Genomic DNA, 16,081 nt, shown 5'->3' on the forward strand with positions numbered 1-16,081 from the left:
CCCGCAATGATGACTGGAGGACTTTACATGATCTTCAAGGCAACCCGCCTTGCGCTGGCATCCGCTGCGCTGGCTGTCGCTGGCTTTGCAGCCCCGGCAATGGCCGCTGATTTTACCGCTGAAAACCCCGAATGTATTGCCCCGGCGAACCCCGGTGGCGGTTGGGATTTCACTTGCCGTCAGGTCGGCAAGACGATGCAGGATATCGGCCTGATCAAACAGACGATGCAAGTGACCAACCTCGCCGGTGGCGGCGGTGGCGTGGCCTTTGCCGAGGTCGTAAACAAGCGCGACAGCGACAATGATCTGATCGTGGCGGCCAGTACGGCCACCGCAACCCGTTTGGCGCAGGGCGCTTATCCGGGCAACAACTTGAACCAGGTGCGCTGGCTGGCCTCAATCGGGGCCGATTACGGTGTGATCGCGGTGGATCAGGACAGCCCCTACAAGACGCTGCCCGACCTGCTGAATGCGGTCAAGGCGGACCCGACCTCAATCGCGTTTGCCGGTGGCTCGGCTGTGGGTGGCTGGGATCACCTCAAGGTGCTGATCGCGGCCAAGGCTGACGGCATCGAGGATGTGCGCAAGGTCAAATACGTCGCCTTTAACGGTGGCGGCGAGGCGATCACGCAGCTTTTGGCGGGATCGGTTCAGGCCTTTACCGGCGATCTGTCGGAAACCAAGGGATTTATTCAGTCGGGCGATGTGCGCGTTCTGGCCGTGCTGGCCCCCGAGCGTCTGGGCGGTGAATTTGCCGATATCCCCACAGCCAAAGAGCAGGGCATCGACGCTGTTGGCGCGAACTGGCGCGGCTTTTACGGTCCGGGCAAAATGTCGGATGCGGCCTACGATTACTGGGCCAAACAGATCGCGGCTGTCTATGCCTCGCCCGAGTGGAAAAAGGTGATGGAGGCCAACGGCCTTGCCCCGCTGGATCTGCAAGGTGCAGATTTCGAGAAATTTGTCGCCAATTCGGTGCAGCAGATCCAGGACATCTCGAAAGAGATCGGGATCTTGAAATAAGCCCTGTCAGGGTTCGGGGCGGCGCGTCACGTGCCGCCCCTTTTCGCATTTTCCGGGTCTGCGCGCCCAAACCGCGTGCGCCCCTTTCCTACCGCTTTGGAGGTCTTTGATGAGCGACCGGATTTTCGGTGCTGTCGGCTTGGCTCTGGCGATCTTTTACGCCTTTGCCGCCAGTCAAATTCAGGAAAGCTTTCTGACCGATACCGTCGGCCCCAAAGCGTTCCCCTATATTATCGCCGCGATCCTTGGCCTTGCCTCGGCCTATATCGCGCTGCGCCCTGACCCTGAACCAGTCTGGCCGCCCTTGGGCCGTCTGGTGGAAATCGTCGCCGCTGTGGTCGCGTTGATGATCTATGCACAGGTCCTCCCCGAGATCGGTTTCGTGATCGCCACCGCCTTTGCCGCCGCCTATCTCAGCTGGCGTCTAGGGTCAAAGCCGCTGTCCTCGGTGATCGCGGGCGTGTCGATCTCGGTCGGGATTTATATCGTCTTTCACCTGATCCTCGGGCTGTCGCTGGCCCGTGGTCCGTTCGGTTTCTGAAGGGAGCACGCGATGGATACCCTAGCCCAACTTGCCCATGGTTTCGAGGTCGCCCTCACATGGCAAAATATCGGACTGGCGCTGATCGGCTGTCTTTTGGGCACGATTATGGGCGCGCTGCCCGGTCTTGGCCCCTCTAACGGGGTCGCGATTTTGATCCCGCTGGCGTTTACGCTGGGCCTTGGCCCGACACCCTCGATGATCTTGCTGACCTCGGTCTATTACGGGGCGATGTATGGCGGGCGGATCAGTTCGATCTTGCTCAATATTCCGGGCGATGAGCCTGCGATGATGACCTGTCTCGATGGCTATCCAATGGCGCAAAAAGGCATGGCGGGTGAGGCGCTGTCGATCTCGGGGATCGCCTCGTTCGTGGGGGCGTTCTTTGCGACTTGGGGGCTGATCTTGCTGGCCCCGCAGCTGGTCAAGATCGCGCTGCTATTTGGTCCGGCAGAATATTTCGCGCTGTTTGCGCTGGCGTTTATGACGCTGGGCGGCGTGAGTTCGACCAACCAGGCCAAGGCTGCCTTTGCCGCCGCTATCGGGCTGGGGCTGGCGATGGTCGGTGTGGATACCCAGACCGGCGTGCCGCGTATGACCTTTGGCGAGGTGCATCTGTATGACGGGATCGACTTCCTTGTCGCGATCGTCGGGCTGTTCGCGCTCTCTGAAGTCTTCGTCTTTCTCGAACACCGCCATGGCGCATCAGACGCGGCTGGCAAAAAGGTCGAGATCGGGCGCATCACCCCGCCTTGGGCGATGGTGAAACGCTGTATCCCGACGATGCTGCGCACCTCGGGTCTTGGCTTTCTGGCGGGCGTTTTGCCCGGTGCGGGTGCCTCGCTGGGTTCGTTCATTTCCTATTCGATGGAAAAGCGGTTGGTTGACCGTGAAGGCACGTTTGGCAAAGGCGATCCGCGCGGTGTGGCAGCCCCCGAGGCGGGCAATAACGCCGCAGCTGGCGGGGCACTGGTGCCGATGCTGGCACTTGGCGTTCCGGGGTCTGGCACGACGGCGGTGTTGCTGGCAGTGCTGCTGAGCCTCAATATCACGCCGGGACCGTTGCTATTTACGCAAAACCCCGATGTGGTCTGGGGCCTGATCGCGGCGCTGTTCATCGCCAACTTCATGTTGCTGGCGCTCAACATTCCGATGGTCGGCGTGTTCACGCGCCTGTTGCTGATCCCGCCGCGTATCCTGATGCCGATTGTGGCAATGGTCAGCTTTGTCGGGATTTACGGTATCTCGGGGTCCAGCTTTGACCTGATGGTGATGATCGGCTTTGGCGTGGTCGGCTGGGTCTTGCGCAAGTTTGACGTGCCGCTGGTGCCCGTCATTCTGGGTATCCTGCTGGGCAACCCGATGGAAAGCAACTTGCGCCGCGCGGTGCAGATTTCCAACGGCGACTGGGGAGTGCTGGTGGGCAGCCCGCTGGCGATCGGGCTGTGGATCATCGCGATCCTTGGCTTCCTCGCGCCGATCTTCTTTGGCCGCATCCTGCGTGATCGCATGAAAGCGCGCCGCGACGATGAAGGCAGCATCGCCGACTGAAAACTGGCGGGTCGCGCGGGAATGCGCGGCCCCCCTTCCCCGACACTCGGCACGATTTTGTCGGGACGCACCGGCAGGGCTTGGCGGCCCCCGCTTGCGGCGCTATCACGGCCCTTCGACAACCGCAGGAGCCCTAAATGACCGCCGTCACAGATCGCATCGCCCGCACCATCGCCTCTGACATTGGCGCCCGCCCCGAGCAGGTCAGCGCGACGGTCGCCCTGCTGGATGGCGGCGACACCGTGCCGTTCGTGGCGCGCTATCGCAAAGAGGCGACGGGCGGTCTGGATGATGCGCAACTGCGTCAACTGGCCGAGCGGCTGGATTATCTGCGCGAGTTGGAAAAGCGCCGTGCCAGTATTCTGGGCGAGATCACCTCGCAGGGTAAGCTGACCGACGATCTGGCGCGCGCAATTGCGCAGGCCGACACCAAGGCGGTGCTTGAGGATCTGTATCTGCCGTTCAAGCCCAAGCGGCGCACCAAGGCGATGATCGCGCGCGAAAACGGGCTGGAACCGCTCTTGCGCGCGATTCTGGCGGATCGCCGCGCCGAGCCGAAATTGCTGGCCAGCGGCTATCTCTCCGAAGCGGTGGAAACCGAAAAAGACGCCCTGAACGGCGCGCGCGATATTCTGGTTGAGGAGCTTGGCGAGAACGCCAAACTGCTGGGCCGTTTGCGTCAGATCTTGCAACAAGAGGCGCTGATCACCGCGCGCGTCATCAAGGGCAAGGAAGACGCGGGCGCGAAATTCTCGGATTATTTTGATCATAGCGAGAAATGGGCCACGATCCCCTCACATCGCGCGCTGGCTATCCTGCGCGCCTCGAAAGAGGAAATCGTGAGCGTCGATATCGGCCCCGATCCCGAGACCGGCCTGCCCCGCATCCTTGATATCATCGCCGCCGAGATCGGTATTCCCGGTCAATCCCCCGGCGATCTGTGGCTGCGCGAGGTCGCGACTTGGGCGTGGAAGGTCAAGCTGAGCCTGTCGATGTTTATCGAGTTGATGGCCGACTTGCGCAAACGCGCCCATGACGCCGCGATTGATGTGTTTGCGCGCAACCTGCGCGATCTGCTGTTGGCCGCGCCTGCGGGGCCGCGCGCGACGCTGGGCCTTGATCCGGGCATCCGCACGGGCTGCAAGATCGCGGTGGTCGATGAGACGGGCAAGCTGCTCGACACGGCCACGATTTACCCGTTCCAGCCGCGCAACGATCTGCGCGGATCGGAAGAGACGCTGAAACACCTGATCGCCAAACATGGCGTGGCGCTGATCGCGATTGGCAATGGCACGGCAAGCCGCGAATCCGAACGACTGGTGGGCGATGTGCTTAAACACCTGCCCGCCGGGGTGACACGCCCGACGCCGGTGATCGTCTCCGAGGCGGGGGCGTCGGTCTATTCGGCCTCGGAACTTGCCTCGCGGGAATTCCCCGATATCGACGTGTCGTTGCGCGGGGCCGTGTCTATCGCGCGCCGCTTGCAAGACCCGCTGGCCGAATTGGTCAAGATCGAACCCCAAGCCATCGGGGTCGGGCAATATCAGCATGATGTGGATCAGCGCCGTCTGGAACAATCGCTCGCGGCGGTCGTCGAGGATGCGGTGAACGCGGTGGGCGTGGATCTCAACATGGCCTCGGCGCCGCTACTGTCCCATATCGCGGGTCTGGGGCCGTCTCTGGCGCAAGCTATCGTCGCGCATCGCGATGCCAATGGCGCGTTTGCCAGCCGCAAGGCGCTGCTCAAAGTGGCGGGATTGGGGCCGAAAGCGTTTCAGCAATGCGCGGGCTTTCTGCGCATCAATGACGGGAGCGAACCGCTGGATGCCTCCTCGGTGCACCCCGAGGCCTATGGCGTGGCGCGCAAGATCGTGCAGGCCTGCGGGCGCGATATTCGCGCGATCATGGGCGATGAAAGCGCGCTATCAGGCCTGCGCGCCGAGCAGTTCGTCGATGAAACCTTCGGGTTGCCAACCGTGCGCGACATCCTGAGCGAGCTGGAAAAGCCGGGCCGCGACCCGCGCCCGAGTTTCAAGACCGCCACCTTCGCCGAAGGGATCGACGCGATCACCGATCTGAAACCCGGCATGTCGCTGGAAGGCACCGTGACCAATGTCGCAGCCTTCGGGGCGTTCGTCGATATCGGGGTGCATCAGGACGGTCTGGTGCATGTCAGCCAGCTTGCGGATCGGTTCGTCAAAGACCCCCATGAGGTCGTCAAGGCAGGCGATGTGGTGCGTGTGCGCGTCACCGAGGTCGACGTGCCCCGCAAGCGGATCGGGCTGAGTATGCGCAAGGATGGGGGCGGCACGCCCGCCCCGGATGCGCCCAAATCGGGCAAATCCAAACACACGCAGCGATCCGCCCCTGCCCCGAAATCTGTGCCTAAACCTGCCCCCGCCAGTCAGGGCGCGTTCGGATCGGCCCTAGCGGAGGCGCTAAAGCAGTCGCCCAAAACCCCGCGCGGTTGAACAGCGCGCGCGCGACCCTAAATCATTTCCAATGCTTGGGATCAGCTATCATAAACGGCTGCGCGACTGGCGCGACGCTGCAATCCGGCGCGCCAAGTATCGCTCGATCTATGCCCATGCGCTGGTGACGGCGCATATGGGCGGCCATTTGATTGCCGATGACCATCCGTCTTGGGCGCGTATCGAGGCCGCGATTGAGGGCGCGCGCGCCGGAGATACAAGCGCGATCGACCGTATCGAGCGCGAGCTTTTGCGCATGCGCGACAAGCATATTTAGGACGCGCGTCCTCCCTAGTCGTTGCGGGTCGTTGCGTTATACTCGGGCGCAAAGATGAACGAGGCCGCTATGACAGATCACGTTTCCCCTGATGCTATCCGCACGCTTTTCTCGCACGCGATGTCAGAGATGTATCGCGCCGAGGTGCCTCAATATGGCGCGCTGATAGAGCTGGTGCGCGATGTGAATGGCGCAACGTTGGCGGCGGATCCCGCGCTGAAGGCCCGCCTTGACGCTGCCGGAGAGTTGGAGCGTCTTGATGTGGAACGCCACGGCGCAATCCGGCTTGGCACGGCGCGTGAACTGGGCCAGATCCGGGCCATGTTTGGCGTGATGGGCATGTATCCGGTTGGCTATTACGACCTGTCTGTGGCCGGGATTCCGGTGCATTCGACCGCGTTTCGCCCGATTGAGCAGGCCGCGCTGCAGCGCAATCCGTTTCGGGTGTTCACCTCGCTTTTGCGCCTTGATCTGATCGAGGATCGCGCGCTTGCGGCAGAGGCCGAAGATATCCTGTCGCGCCGCCAGATCGTAACAGATCGTGCGCTTGCGCTGATTGAACTGGCCGAGTCGCAAGGCGGTTTGACTGAACTGCAAGCGCAGGAATTCGTGGCGCAAGCGCTAGAGACATTCCGCTGGCACAGCGAGGCCACAGTGTCGCGCGCCACCTATGACAAGCTGGTCAAAGCGCATCGTCTGATCGCGGATGTGGTCAGCTTCAAAGGCCCGCATATCAACCATCTGACGCCGCGCACGCTTGATATTGATCGCGCGCAAAGCGAGATGCCCAAGCGCGGCATTGCGCCCAAAGCGGTGATTGAGGGGCCACCGCGGCGCAAGGTCGATATCTTGCTGCGTCAGACCTCGTTCAAGGCGCTGGATGAGCCGGTCGAGTTTCAGGGGGAACACGGCAGTCATACCGCGCGTTTTGGCGAGATCGAGCAACGCGGTGTCGCCCTGACACCAACGGGGCGCGCGCTTTATGATGCGGCTTTGGCGCAGTTGCGCGAGCAGGCCGCCGCGCCGGGTGCCGAGAGCTATAGCGCCTTGCTGGATGCAGGGTTTGGCTGCCTGCCCGATGATCTGGAGACGCTGCGCGCAGAGGGGCTGGCGTTCTTTCGCTACCGTGCGGGCGATGTGGCAGCGCCCGCGCGCGCCGAGAACGTGTCGGATTTGATTGCATCGGGCGCGCTGGTGGCCGATCCGCAGGTCTATGAAGATTTCCTGCCGGTTTCGGCGGCGGGAATTTTCCAATCGAACCTGAATAGCGAGGATCAGTCAAACTATCGCGCCGCCGCCAATCAGGATGCGTTTGAGGCAGCTTTAGGGGCAAAGGTTGCGGATGAGATGGCGCTTTACGCCGAGATTGAAAGCAACAGCCTGACCCGCGCGCTGAACCAGCTCGGCCAGAGTCATCTTCTTGCATGACAGGACGGGGCTTGGCGTGCGGTTATAAGATGCGCATTGCGCAATGAAAAAGGGCGCCCGAAGGCGCCCCGTTCCAAATCTGGATCAACCAATCAAGCGAGCTTGAGGTTGGTAGCCGATTCGCGACCGTCACGGCCAGCTTCGACGTCATAGGTGACTTTCTGATCGTCGTTCACGGTGGTCAGACCAGCGCGCTCAACAGCAGAGATGTGCAAAAAGACGTCTTTGCCGCCGGACTCGGGAGCAATGAAGCCAAAACCTTTAGTTGCGTTAAACCATTTCACGGTACCATTAGCCATCGTGAGATCTCCTTTAGTATTCAACCTGTTCGCGGAAGTGCAACAGCGTGGCGCAGTCGGCCAAGATCGAGTTCGCTGAAGTCCGGTAGGGAAAGCAGGGGATCGATTTAGGAAACGTAGCCCGCGCTTAGTGACAGATCGCGCCACGCTTGTCCATGATTCATTGTGTCCGATTTTGTGATCTTAGGCGGATATGCGCGCACACCCCACGGCGCGCGCGCAAAAACAGGGCCTTTCAGACCTAGCGGATCTTCAGTGTCGCTAGACCGATCAGCGCCAAAATCAGCGAAATGATCCAGAATCGAATGACGATCTGGGGCTCGGACCAACCTTTTTTCTCGAAATGGTGGTGAATCGGGGCCATCAGGAACACCCGTTTGCCGGTGCGTTTGAAATAGGCGACCTGAATGATGACCGACAGCGCTTCGACGACGAACAACCCGCCCACGATGCCAAGCACGATTTCGTGCTGGGTGCAGACCGCAATCGCGCCCAAGGCCCCGCCCAGCGCGAGGCTGCCGGTATCGCCCATGAACACCGCAGCCGGGGGCGCGTTATACCACAGGAAGCCAAGCCCGCCGCCCATCAGCGCCGCCGTAAAGATCGCCAACTCGCCCGTGCCGGGTACAAATTGCACGCCCAGATATTCGGTGAAATCGGTGCGCCCGACGACATAGGCAATCGCGCCCAGCGTGCCTGCCGCAATCATCACCGGCATGATTGCGAGGCCATCAAGCCCGTCCGTCAGGTTCACCGCATTAGCCGAGCCGACAATCACGAACATCGCGAAGGGAATATAGAAATAGCCCAAATTCAGCACGAGGCTTTTGAAGAACGGGATTTCGACATGCCCCGCCAGTTCAGCCGGGTGCAGATACCACGTTGCAAGGGACGCAATCAGCGCCAGCAGAAAGCCCAGTCCAAGACGCACCTTACCGCTGACGCCCTTAGTGTTCTGTTTCGACACCTTGGCGTAGTCATCAGCAAACCCGATCGCGGCGTAGCCATAGGTCACCAGTAGGACGACCCAGATATAGCCGTTGCTAAGACGCGCCCAAAGCAGGGTCGAGACCAGCAGCGCCGCAAGGATCAGGATGCCTCCCATCGTGGGGGTGCCTGCCTTGGCAAGATGGCCTTCAGGGCCGTCATTGCGAATGGGCTGGCCCTTGCCCTGACGCACCCGCAGCGTGCGGATCAGCCACGGGCCAAAGATAAAGCCGAACAGCAGGGCCGTGAAAAACGCCCCGCCTGCGCGAAAGGTGATGTAGCGAAACAGGTTGAACGGGCCGCCGCCATCAGACAGATCGGTGAGCCAATAAAGCATTACTCTTTCCCCCTATGCGCATCGCGCGCGCCGGGTTGGCGCAGTTTCTTCAAAGCCTCGACAACAAGGCTCACTTTTGAGCCCTTGGACCCTTTCACCAGCACCACATCGCCGGGATCGACAAGATGGCGCGCCCGCGCAGCCAGCTCTGGCGCGGTCTCAAAATATTCGCCCCGCTTGGCACGCGGCAACGCATCGCGCAAGTGGGCCATGCGCGGGCCAGCCAGATGCACCAGATCAATTTTACTCATCGCGGGGTGATCGGCGAGCGCCGCATGCAGCGCATCTTCCTGCGGGCCGAGTTCCAGCATATCGCCCAGGAATGCGATGCGCCGCCCCTTGGCGGTGCGCCCGACCCCGTCGCGCGGCGCGCTGGCGGCCAGCACCTCAAGGGCTGCGGCCATCGAGGCGGGATTGGCGTTGAAGGCGTCGTCAAACAAATCGAAACTCTCGCGCTCGTCTACGATATCCATGTAAATGCGCTGGCGCTGACCCCGCCCCGCCGGGGGTTCCCAGTTGCCCAGATCCATCGCCGTAACGGTCGGATCGCAGCCCACGGCCTCGGCCAAGGCCAAAACGCCCAAAGCGTTCGCGGCGAAATGCGCGCCCGGCGTCATCACCTTGAACAGCATCGGCTGTCCTGCGCGCATGGCTTGCACAATCGTGGCGTCGCCCGCGATCCGCGCCGAGAGCAGTTGATAATCAGAGCCCGGCGCGGTGCCAAAGGTCACGATGGTTTGCGCGTGTTTTTCAGCGCCCGAGCGCAGGATATCGGTGACCTCAAGCCCGGTGGGAATGACAGCCGTGCCGCCCGGCTCCAGCCCCTCGAAAATCGCGGCCTTTTCGCGCGCAATCCCGGCCAGATCCGCAAACGCCTCAAGATGGGCTGCGGCGACGGTGGTGATCAGTGCGGCATGCGGGCGTGCCATTTTCGCCAGCGGCGCGATCTCGCCGGGGTTGGACATGCCGATCTCGATCACGGCGAAATCCGCACTTTCGGGCAGCCGCGCGAGCGTGATCGGCACGCCCCAATGGTTGTTGAAACTGGCCTCGGCGGCGTGCACCGCACCGTGGGCAGACAGCACCGCGCGCAGCATTTCCTTGCTCGAGGTCTTGCCCACCGATCCGGTCACTGCCAGCACCCGCGCCTTGGAACGCGCGCGCCCTGCCCGGCCCAGATCCTCGAGCGCGGCCAGCACATCGGGCACGATCAGCAGCGCATCCTTCTCCGAGCAGCCGTCGGGTATGCGCGACACCAGCGCGCCCGCCGCCCCCGCATCCAGCGCCGCGCGCACGAAATCATGGCCGTCGCGCACGTCCTTGAGGGCGACAAACAGATCACCTGCACGGATCGAGCGGGTGTCGATGGAAATGCCGGTCGCTTCAAAGGGATGCGTGACCTGCCCCTTGGTGGCAACAGCGGCATCCTTTGAGGTCCACAACACCGACATCAGATTTTCCCATCCAGGGCCGCGACCGCAAGGCTGGCCTGTTCAGCATCATCGAACGGGTAAACATCGCTGCCAATGACCTGCCCGCTTTCATGGCCCTTGCCCATCACCAGCAGCGCATCGCCGGGTTGCAGCGCGTCAACGCCGCGCAAGATCGCCTCGGCGCGATCGCCCACCTCCATCGCATCGGGCGCGCCCAGCATCACGGCGGCGCGGATCACGGCGGGGTCTTCGGAGCGCGGGTTGTCATCACTCACGATCACCAGATCAGCATGCTCATGCGCCGCCTGCCCCATCAGCGGGCGCTTGGTGGCATCGCGGTCGCCTCCGGCACCGACAATCGCGATCAAACGCCCCATCACATGCGGGCGCAGCGCCGACAGCGCGGTTTTCACCGCATCGGGCGTATGGGCATAATCGACAAAGACCGTGGCGCCGTTTTCGCGCGTCGCGGCCAGTTGCATACGTCCGCGCACAGTGCTCAGGCGTGGCAAGGTGGCGAACACCTCCTCGGCCTCGGCCCCGCAGGCAATGGCAAGGGCGGCGGCGCTCAGCACGTTCATCGCCTGAAACCCGCCGATCAGCGGCAGCCGCGTCATCTGCGTCCAGCCCTGCCACGAAAACCGCACATCCTGCCCCGTCGCGTCATAGCGCTGACCCAAGATTTCCATCTCGCAATCATCGCTGGTGCCGATGCCAATCAGTTCCTGCCCGCGCGCGGTGACATATTTGGCCAGCTCGCGCCCCTTGGGATCATCGAGATTGATCACCGCCGCGCCATCTTCGGGCAAAACGCGGGTGAACAAGCCAGCTTTGGCGGCGAAATATTCGTCAAAAGTCGCGTGATAATCGAGGTGATCTTGGGTGAAATTGGTGAAAGCGGCGGCTGTCAGCGTCACCCCGTCAAGGCGGCGCTGCGCAAGACCATGCGAGGAGGCCTCCATCACGGCATGGGTGACGCCAACGCTTGCCATATCGGACAGCAACCGATGCAGGGTGATCGGTTCGGGCGTGGTGTGGGGCGAGGGTGCGGTGTAGCTGCCCTCAACGCCCGTGGTGCCGATATTAGACGCCTCAAGCCCAAGCTCCTGCCAGATCTGGCGCGTGAAGGTCGCCACGCTGGTCTTGCCGTTTGTGCCCGTCACCGCGATCACGGTTTCGGGCTGGCGGCCAAACCAAAGCGCTGCCGCAAAGGCCAGCGCCTGACGTGGATCTTCGGTCACGACAATCGCAACATCGGTGCCCGCAAGGGCCGCGCGCGCCACACCTTCGCCTGCGCGATCGGTCAGAATGGCCCCCGCGCCCATACGCAGCGCATAGGGCACGAATTCCGCGCCGTGCATATTGCTACCGGGAAGGGCTGCGAACAGATGGCCCGGCTTGACCTGACGGCTATCGACCGACAGCCCCGAGATCGCACGGTCCGGCCCGCCCAGCGGCGTCAGCCCCAATTCGCTTAGCATCTTGGTGCCTGCGGCCATATCGTTTTGTCCCTCACTCAGCCCGCAGTTCTTATCACGGCCCGACTTGCCAAGGTCAAGATCTGCGCGGCGCGCCTTAGTCCGCTTTGACCAGCGAAATCCCGTCCAGCATATCGGGGGTCGTCGGTTCCGGGCGCAGACCCAAAAGCGGCGCGACACGGCGGATCGCCTCGGCGGCGACGGGAACGGCTGTCCAGCCTGCGGTGCGGCGCGGGATCTTGCCCGAAGTGTCCGAGGGCTCATCCAGCGTCAAAATCAGCACATATTGCGGATCGGTGACCGGAAACACGCCCGCGAAGGTCGAGATCACCTTCTTGTCGTAATAGCCCCCCTGCGGGTCGGGCTTGTCAGCGGTGCCGGTCTTGGCGGCCACCTGATAGCCCTTGACGTTGCCGTAGCTTGCCGTGCCGCGCGTCACGACGGCGCGCATCATCGCCAAGACCTTGCGCGCCACGGCGGGTGCGACAACCTGCGCGCCCTCGGGAGCGCCGTATTTCTGCTCAACCGGCTTGCGCGGCCCGCCCTTGGCAATCAGCGTAGGCAGCACCCGCTTGCCGCCATTGGCAATCGTGGCATAGGCGGCGGCCAGATGCAGCGGACTGTCAGACAGGCCATGCCCGTAGCCGATGGTCATCGACGACATCTCGGACCATTTCTTGGGCACGATGGGGCGCCCCGTCGGGGCCTCGATCAGCTCGACCGGCGTCGGCTCCAGCAGGCCCAGCTTGCCCAGAAACGCCTTTTGCGCCGAGGGGCCGATTTTCTGCACGATATGGGCGGTGCCGATATTGGAGCTGTGCACCAGCACATCGGTCACCGAAAGCTGTTTGCCGTAATTATGAAAGTCATGGATCGTGAAGCCGCCAAAGCGGAACGGCACGGTGTCGATCATCGTGGTCGGCGTTACCAGCCCGTCCTGCAGGGCCTGACTGACCGCAAAGATTTTGAACGTCGAGCCCAGCTCATACACGCCCTGCACCGCGCGGTTAAACAGCGGACTGTCCGAAGGGTCGCCCTTGAGCAGCGGCGCAGGGCGGTTATTGGGATCGAAATCAGGCAGGCTCGACATGGCGACGATCTCGCCGGTTTTGACCCGCATCAGCACCGCCGTTGCGCCTTTGGCATGCATCAGCTTCATGCCGCCCGCCAGCACATCTTCCATCGCGGTTTGCACGGTCAGATCAATCGACAGACGCAGCGGTTTGCCGCCATTGGCCGGATCGCGCAGCCATTTGTCGTATTCCTTCTCGATCCCGGCGACGCCAAGGATCTCGGCGGAATTCACCCCCTGCGCACCATAGCGCGCGCCCCCCAGAATATGGGCAGCGAGGTGACCGTTGGGATAAAGGCGCATCTCGCGCGGGCCAAACAGCAGACCCGGATCGCCGATGTCATGCACCGCCTGAAGCTGCTCGGGAGAGATGCTTTTCTTGATCCAGACGAATTTGCGTTTGCCGGTGAAATCCTTGATCAGACGATCACGGTTGAGATCGGGGAAAATCTTGACGAGCTTGTCGATCGTGCCCATCGGGTCGATCATCAGCGGCGGCTGGGCGTAAAGTGCGTGCGTCAGCAGGTTGGTTGCCAGCACCCGGCCCTTGTCATCCACGATATTGGCGCGTTGGGCGGAGATCGTCGCGCGCGGGCCATCGGTTTGCGGCTCTTCGGGGCGTGCGGCGGCAAACGAGCCCATCCGCAGACCAACCGTCAGAAACGCCGCCAGAAACAGCACCGACATCACCAGCAAACGCCCCTCGGCGCGCTGGCGGGCATCGTCACGCGTGGCCTCGCCGCGCAAACGGCGGTTTTCGCGCTCGATCGCGTCGGTGTTTTCGCCCTTGGCACGGGCGTTCAGGATACGGGCAAGGGGGCGAAGCGGCGTACGCATCAGCGATCCTCCTTCGGGGCGCTGACCTCGATCGGGTCCGAGATTGGCTTCATCTGCGGGGTCGGGTAGGCGATTTCAGCGACCGTGCCGAATTGTTCAGGCGTCATCGGCAGCAGCTTCAACGCGCCAAAATTCAGATTAACAAGTTCACGCAACCGCTTGGGACGGTTCAAATAAGCCCATTCGGCATTGAGCACCGTCAGCCCCTCATTGAGCGAGGAAATTTCGCGATTGAGGTCGCGCAAAGTATCGACGCGGTCCTGCGTGTCGTAATTGACGTGATAGGCCCAGAACGCAAGCGCCATGACCCCGAATGCAGTCGCAAGATAGGCTAGAAGTCTCAACGGCGGCGTCCTTTCTTCGATCCGATCACAAGGCCGGGCAGGCCCAACTGGCTGCGGTCGGTGGCGATGGCGGGCGCATCGGTGCGCCGTGCCACGCGCAGTCGCGCCGAGCGCGCACGCGGGTTGATCGCCAGTTCTTCGGCATCAGGGCCATCGCCCTTAACGGTAATTTCAAAGGCGGGAACGCGCGTGTCGCCCATCGGGGCATGGCGCGAGCCGCCCCCACCTGTCGAGGCGCGCGCCGCCATGAACCGCTTGACCACCCGATCTTCAAGCGAGTGAAAGCTGACCACGGCGAGTTGCCCGCCGGGTTTCAGCGCGCGTTCTGCGGCCTCTAGCCCGGCGATCAGTTGGCCAAATTCATCGTTTACCGCGATGCGAATGGCTTGAAAGCTGCGCGTGGCGGGGTGGCTTTGGCCGGGTTTGGGCCGCGGCAGGCAAGATTCGATGACCTGCACAAGCTGCGCGGTAGTCTCAATCGGGGCGGCTTGGCGCGCCGCTATAATCGCCTTGGCAATGCGGCGCGAGGCGCGCTCTTCGCCGTATTGAAACAGGATATCGGCCAGTTCGGCCTCATCCGCGCTATTAACCAGATCGGCAGCCGTCGGGCCGTCTTGCGACATCCGCATATCAAGCGGGCCGTTGCGCATAAATGAAAACCCGCGCTCGGCCTGATCAAGCTGCATCGAGGACACGCCAAGATCCAGAACGATCCCGTCCAGCAGCGCATCGCTATAGCTATCCATGTTGGAAAACGTGCCTTCGACCAGTTCCAAGCGGTCGCCATACTGATCACGCCAGCTTTTCGCCATCTCAAACACCGCCGGGTCACGATCAACACCGATCACGGTCTCCGCACCCGCCTCAAGCAGCCCGCGCGTGTAGCCCCCCGCCCCGAAGGTTCCGTCCATCCAAGTGCCCGACACGGGTGCAACCGCCTTCAGAAGCGCGCGCAACAGCACGGGAACATGGGGGGGCGCGATGGGTTGGGCGTCCCGGTCCGACATCGCTCACTCCGCGTATAGCAGGCTGAGAGGATCGAAATCTTCGCCTTGATCTTCGACCCAAGCTTCGGTCTGAGCCGCATCAACCGCGTCGAAGGTTTCGGGTTTCCAGATTTCAAACGTCTCGCCGACCCCGGCAAATTTCGCCTCACCCTCCAGCGCGATCTTGGTGCGCAGCGCGGCTGGCAGCACCAGACGCCCGTCAGGGTCAACCTCGGTGGGGTGGGATTTCGACAGCACGACGCGTTGCAGCATCGCGCGGTTTTTCGAGCCACGGGGCAGCGCGGCGATATCCGCAGCCAGGGCTTCGAACGCAGTTTGGGTGTAAACTTGCAGCATTTTCTGGCTGTCAGCGCCGAACACGATCACCATGCGGGGGCGTTCTGCGTTGGGGCGCTGGGGGTCGCCTTCTTCGAGCTCACGACGAAACAGGGCGGGAATCGACACGCGACCCTTGCTGTCCACCTTGAAGGTGTATTCGCCTATGAACATGCCCGCCAAAACGCGCGATCCTTACCTGTCCCCGGCCCGAGGGCCCTTAAGTGAAAACGGCGGATTGAGCTGCTGCCACTGCTCAATCCGCCGCCCTCGTCCCATCGCTGGGTATGTCCGACTACGCGTGCCACCTGGGGGGATGTCTGCTCGCCCACGCGCCGGATCTCTTTGTTTTCGTGAAGCGAGAGCCTGTATGAAACCTGCATTTCGCCGTGAGGTCTTAGTGCCTCGTTTGTTTTCGCTTCCGATGACAAAGGGATGCCACGGGAATTCACGGGAAGCAATAAAAAAATAACCGGTTTCGTGCTGCATCTTGAGCGGAGACACCTTGAAAAACTAGATATAGTGAGAAATTCGCACCACAAATTGACGCTTAGTTAACTACGCACACCAGATATAGTAAAAATTCGGCATCCACATTTTTTGCATTTTTTACCCATGCCGTCCCGTAAAGACGATGGAGAGCCGGAATCCTGTGACCTTTCGCCAACAGTCAAAGCCCCG

The 16,081-nt window shown here is 62.1% G+C and carries 14 protein-coding genes; 6 read left to right on the forward strand and 8 right to left on the reverse strand.

The genetic code is table 11. The features are described 5' to 3' along the window. The first annotated feature begins 27 nt into the window (after positions 1-27). The 6 genes from DT23_RS00810 to hglS all read left to right on the forward strand — a co-directional run bounded on the left by DT23_RS00810 (position 28) and on the right by hglS (position 7,291). Positions 28-1,023, forward strand: a complete 996-nt coding sequence (locus tag DT23_RS00810; protein WP_038127235.1) for a Bug family tripartite tricarboxylate transporter substrate binding protein — start codon at positions 28-30, stop codon at positions 1,021-1,023. A 109-nt stretch (positions 1,024-1,132) separates the two neighbouring features. Beyond that, positions 1,133-1,564, forward strand: a complete 432-nt coding sequence (locus tag DT23_RS00815) for a tripartite tricarboxylate transporter TctB family protein (RefSeq protein WP_038127236.1) — start codon at positions 1,133-1,135, stop codon at positions 1,562-1,564. Positions 1,565-1,576: 12 nt separating this feature from the next. Continuing rightward, positions 1,577-3,115 carry a tripartite tricarboxylate transporter permease gene (locus tag DT23_RS00820; RefSeq protein WP_038127237.1) on the forward strand — a complete coding sequence of 513 codons (1,539 nt, stop codon included), beginning with the start codon at positions 1,577-1,579 and terminating at the stop codon, positions 3,113-3,115. A gap of 137 nt (positions 3,116-3,252) precedes the next feature. Continuing rightward, positions 3,253-5,586, forward strand: coding sequence for a Tex family protein (locus tag DT23_RS00825; protein WP_038127239.1), 2,334 nt, complete (start codon positions 3,253-3,255; stop codon positions 5,584-5,586). Between the two features lie 31 nt (positions 5,587-5,617). Further along, positions 5,618-5,863 carry a hypothetical protein gene (locus DT23_RS00830; protein WP_038127240.1) on the forward strand — a complete coding sequence of 82 codons (246 nt, stop codon included), beginning with the start codon at positions 5,618-5,620 and terminating at the stop codon, positions 5,861-5,863. 69 nt (positions 5,864-5,932) lie between these two features. After that, the gene (gene hglS / locus DT23_RS00835) at positions 5,933-7,291 is read left to right on the forward strand and encodes a 2-oxoadipate dioxygenase/decarboxylase HglS (RefSeq protein ID WP_051696981.1); all 1,359 of its coding nucleotides are present in this window, start codon (positions 5,933-5,935) and stop codon (positions 7,289-7,291) included. A gap of 92 nt (positions 7,292-7,383) precedes the next feature. Here the strand turns inward: hglS and DT23_RS00840 are convergent, their stop codons facing one another. From DT23_RS00840 to mraZ, 8 genes are all read right to left on the reverse strand, one after another. Further along, complete coding sequence (locus tag DT23_RS00840) at positions 7,384-7,590, reverse strand: cold-shock protein (protein WP_038127243.1); 207 nt, start codon at positions 7,588-7,590, stop codon at positions 7,384-7,386. A 241-nt stretch (positions 7,591-7,831) separates the two neighbouring features. Continuing rightward, entirely contained in the window at positions 7,832-8,914 is a 1,083-nt protein-coding gene (mraY, locus tag DT23_RS00845) for a phospho-N-acetylmuramoyl-pentapeptide-transferase (protein WP_038127244.1), read from the reverse strand. After that, positions 8,914-10,365 (reverse strand): UDP-N-acetylmuramoyl-tripeptide--D-alanyl-D-alanine ligase, encoded by a 1,452-nt coding sequence (locus DT23_RS00850; RefSeq protein ID WP_038127246.1) that lies wholly within the window; start codon positions 10,363-10,365, stop codon positions 8,914-8,916. The genes mraY and DT23_RS00850 overlap by 1 nt, the downstream gene beginning before the upstream one ends. After that, positions 10,365-11,846, reverse strand: a complete 1,482-nt coding sequence (locus DT23_RS00855) for a UDP-N-acetylmuramoyl-L-alanyl-D-glutamate--2,6-diaminopimelate ligase (protein ID WP_038127247.1) — start codon at positions 11,844-11,846, stop codon at positions 10,365-10,367. Before DT23_RS00855 ends, DT23_RS00850 begins: the two co-directional genes overlap by 1 nt. Before the next feature lie 76 nt (positions 11,847-11,922). Beyond that, positions 11,923-13,734, reverse strand: a complete 1,812-nt coding sequence (locus DT23_RS00860; RefSeq protein WP_240473511.1) for a peptidoglycan D,D-transpeptidase FtsI family protein — start codon at positions 13,732-13,734, stop codon at positions 11,923-11,925. Further along, positions 13,734-14,078: a cell division protein FtsL gene (gene ftsL / locus DT23_RS00865; RefSeq protein WP_038127249.1), complete on the reverse strand. Its 345-nt coding sequence runs from the start codon at positions 14,076-14,078 to the stop codon at positions 13,734-13,736. Before ftsL ends, DT23_RS00860 begins: the two co-directional genes overlap by 1 nt. Beyond that, on the reverse strand, positions 14,075-15,085 hold the full coding sequence (rsmH, locus tag DT23_RS00870; RefSeq protein ID WP_038127251.1) for a 16S rRNA (cytosine(1402)-N(4))-methyltransferase RsmH: 1,011 nt from the start codon (positions 15,083-15,085) through the stop codon (positions 14,075-14,077). The genes ftsL and rsmH overlap by 4 nt, the downstream gene beginning before the upstream one ends. Positions 15,086-15,088: 3 nt before the next feature. Further along, positions 15,089-15,574 carry a division/cell wall cluster transcriptional repressor MraZ gene (gene mraZ, locus DT23_RS00875; RefSeq protein ID WP_164492068.1) on the reverse strand — a complete coding sequence of 162 codons (486 nt, stop codon included), beginning with the start codon at positions 15,572-15,574 and terminating at the stop codon, positions 15,089-15,091. Positions 15,575-16,081: the final 507 nt, after the last annotated feature.

The sequence above is a fragment of the Thioclava indica genome (assembly GCF_000714545.1).
In the GTDB taxonomy this organism is placed as follows: Bacteria; Pseudomonadota; Alphaproteobacteria; order Rhodobacterales; family Rhodobacteraceae; genus Thioclava; species Thioclava indica.

Excerpts from the sequence above, each read along its gene's own strand:
- DT23_RS00810 (WP_038127235.1), top strand. The coding sequence starts at position 28 with ATGATCTTCAAGGCAACCCGCCTTGCGCTGGCATCCGCTGCGCTGGCT.
- DT23_RS00815 (WP_038127236.1), top strand. The coding sequence starts at position 1,133 with ATGAGCGACCGGATTTTCGGTGCTGTCGGCTTGGCTCTGGCGATCTTT.
- DT23_RS00820 (WP_038127237.1), top strand. The coding sequence starts at position 1,577 with ATGGATACCCTAGCCCAACTTGCCCATGGTTTCGAGGTCGCCCTCACA.
- DT23_RS00825 (WP_038127239.1), top strand. The coding sequence starts at position 3,253 with ATGACCGCCGTCACAGATCGCATCGCCCGCACCATCGCCTCTGACATT.
- DT23_RS00830 (WP_038127240.1), top strand. The coding sequence starts at position 5,618 with ATGCTTGGGATCAGCTATCATAAACGGCTGCGCGACTGGCGCGACGCT.
- hglS (WP_051696981.1), top strand. The coding sequence starts at position 5,933 with ATGACAGATCACGTTTCCCCTGATGCTATCCGCACGCTTTTCTCGCAC.
- DT23_RS00840 (WP_038127243.1), bottom strand. The coding sequence starts at position 7,590 with ATGGCTAATGGTACCGTGAAATGGTTTAACGCAACTAAAGGTTTTGGC.
- mraY (WP_038127244.1), bottom strand. The coding sequence starts at position 8,914 with ATGCTTTATTGGCTCACCGATCTGTCTGATGGCGGCGGCCCGTTCAAC.
- DT23_RS00850 (WP_038127246.1), bottom strand. The coding sequence starts at position 10,365 with ATGTCGGTGTTGTGGACCTCAAAGGATGCCGCTGTTGCCACCAAGGGG.
- DT23_RS00855 (WP_038127247.1), bottom strand. The coding sequence starts at position 11,846 with ATGGCCGCAGGCACCAAGATGCTAAGCGAATTGGGGCTGACGCCGCTG.
- DT23_RS00860 (WP_240473511.1), bottom strand. The coding sequence starts at position 13,734 with ATGCGTACGCCGCTTCGCCCCCTTGCCCGTATCCTGAACGCCCGTGCC.
- rsmH (WP_038127251.1), bottom strand. The coding sequence starts at position 15,085 with ATGTCGGACCGGGACGCCCAACCCATCGCGCCCCCCCATGTTCCCGTG.
- mraZ (WP_164492068.1), bottom strand. The coding sequence starts at position 15,574 with ATGTTCATAGGCGAATACACCTTCAAGGTGGACAGCAAGGGTCGCGTG.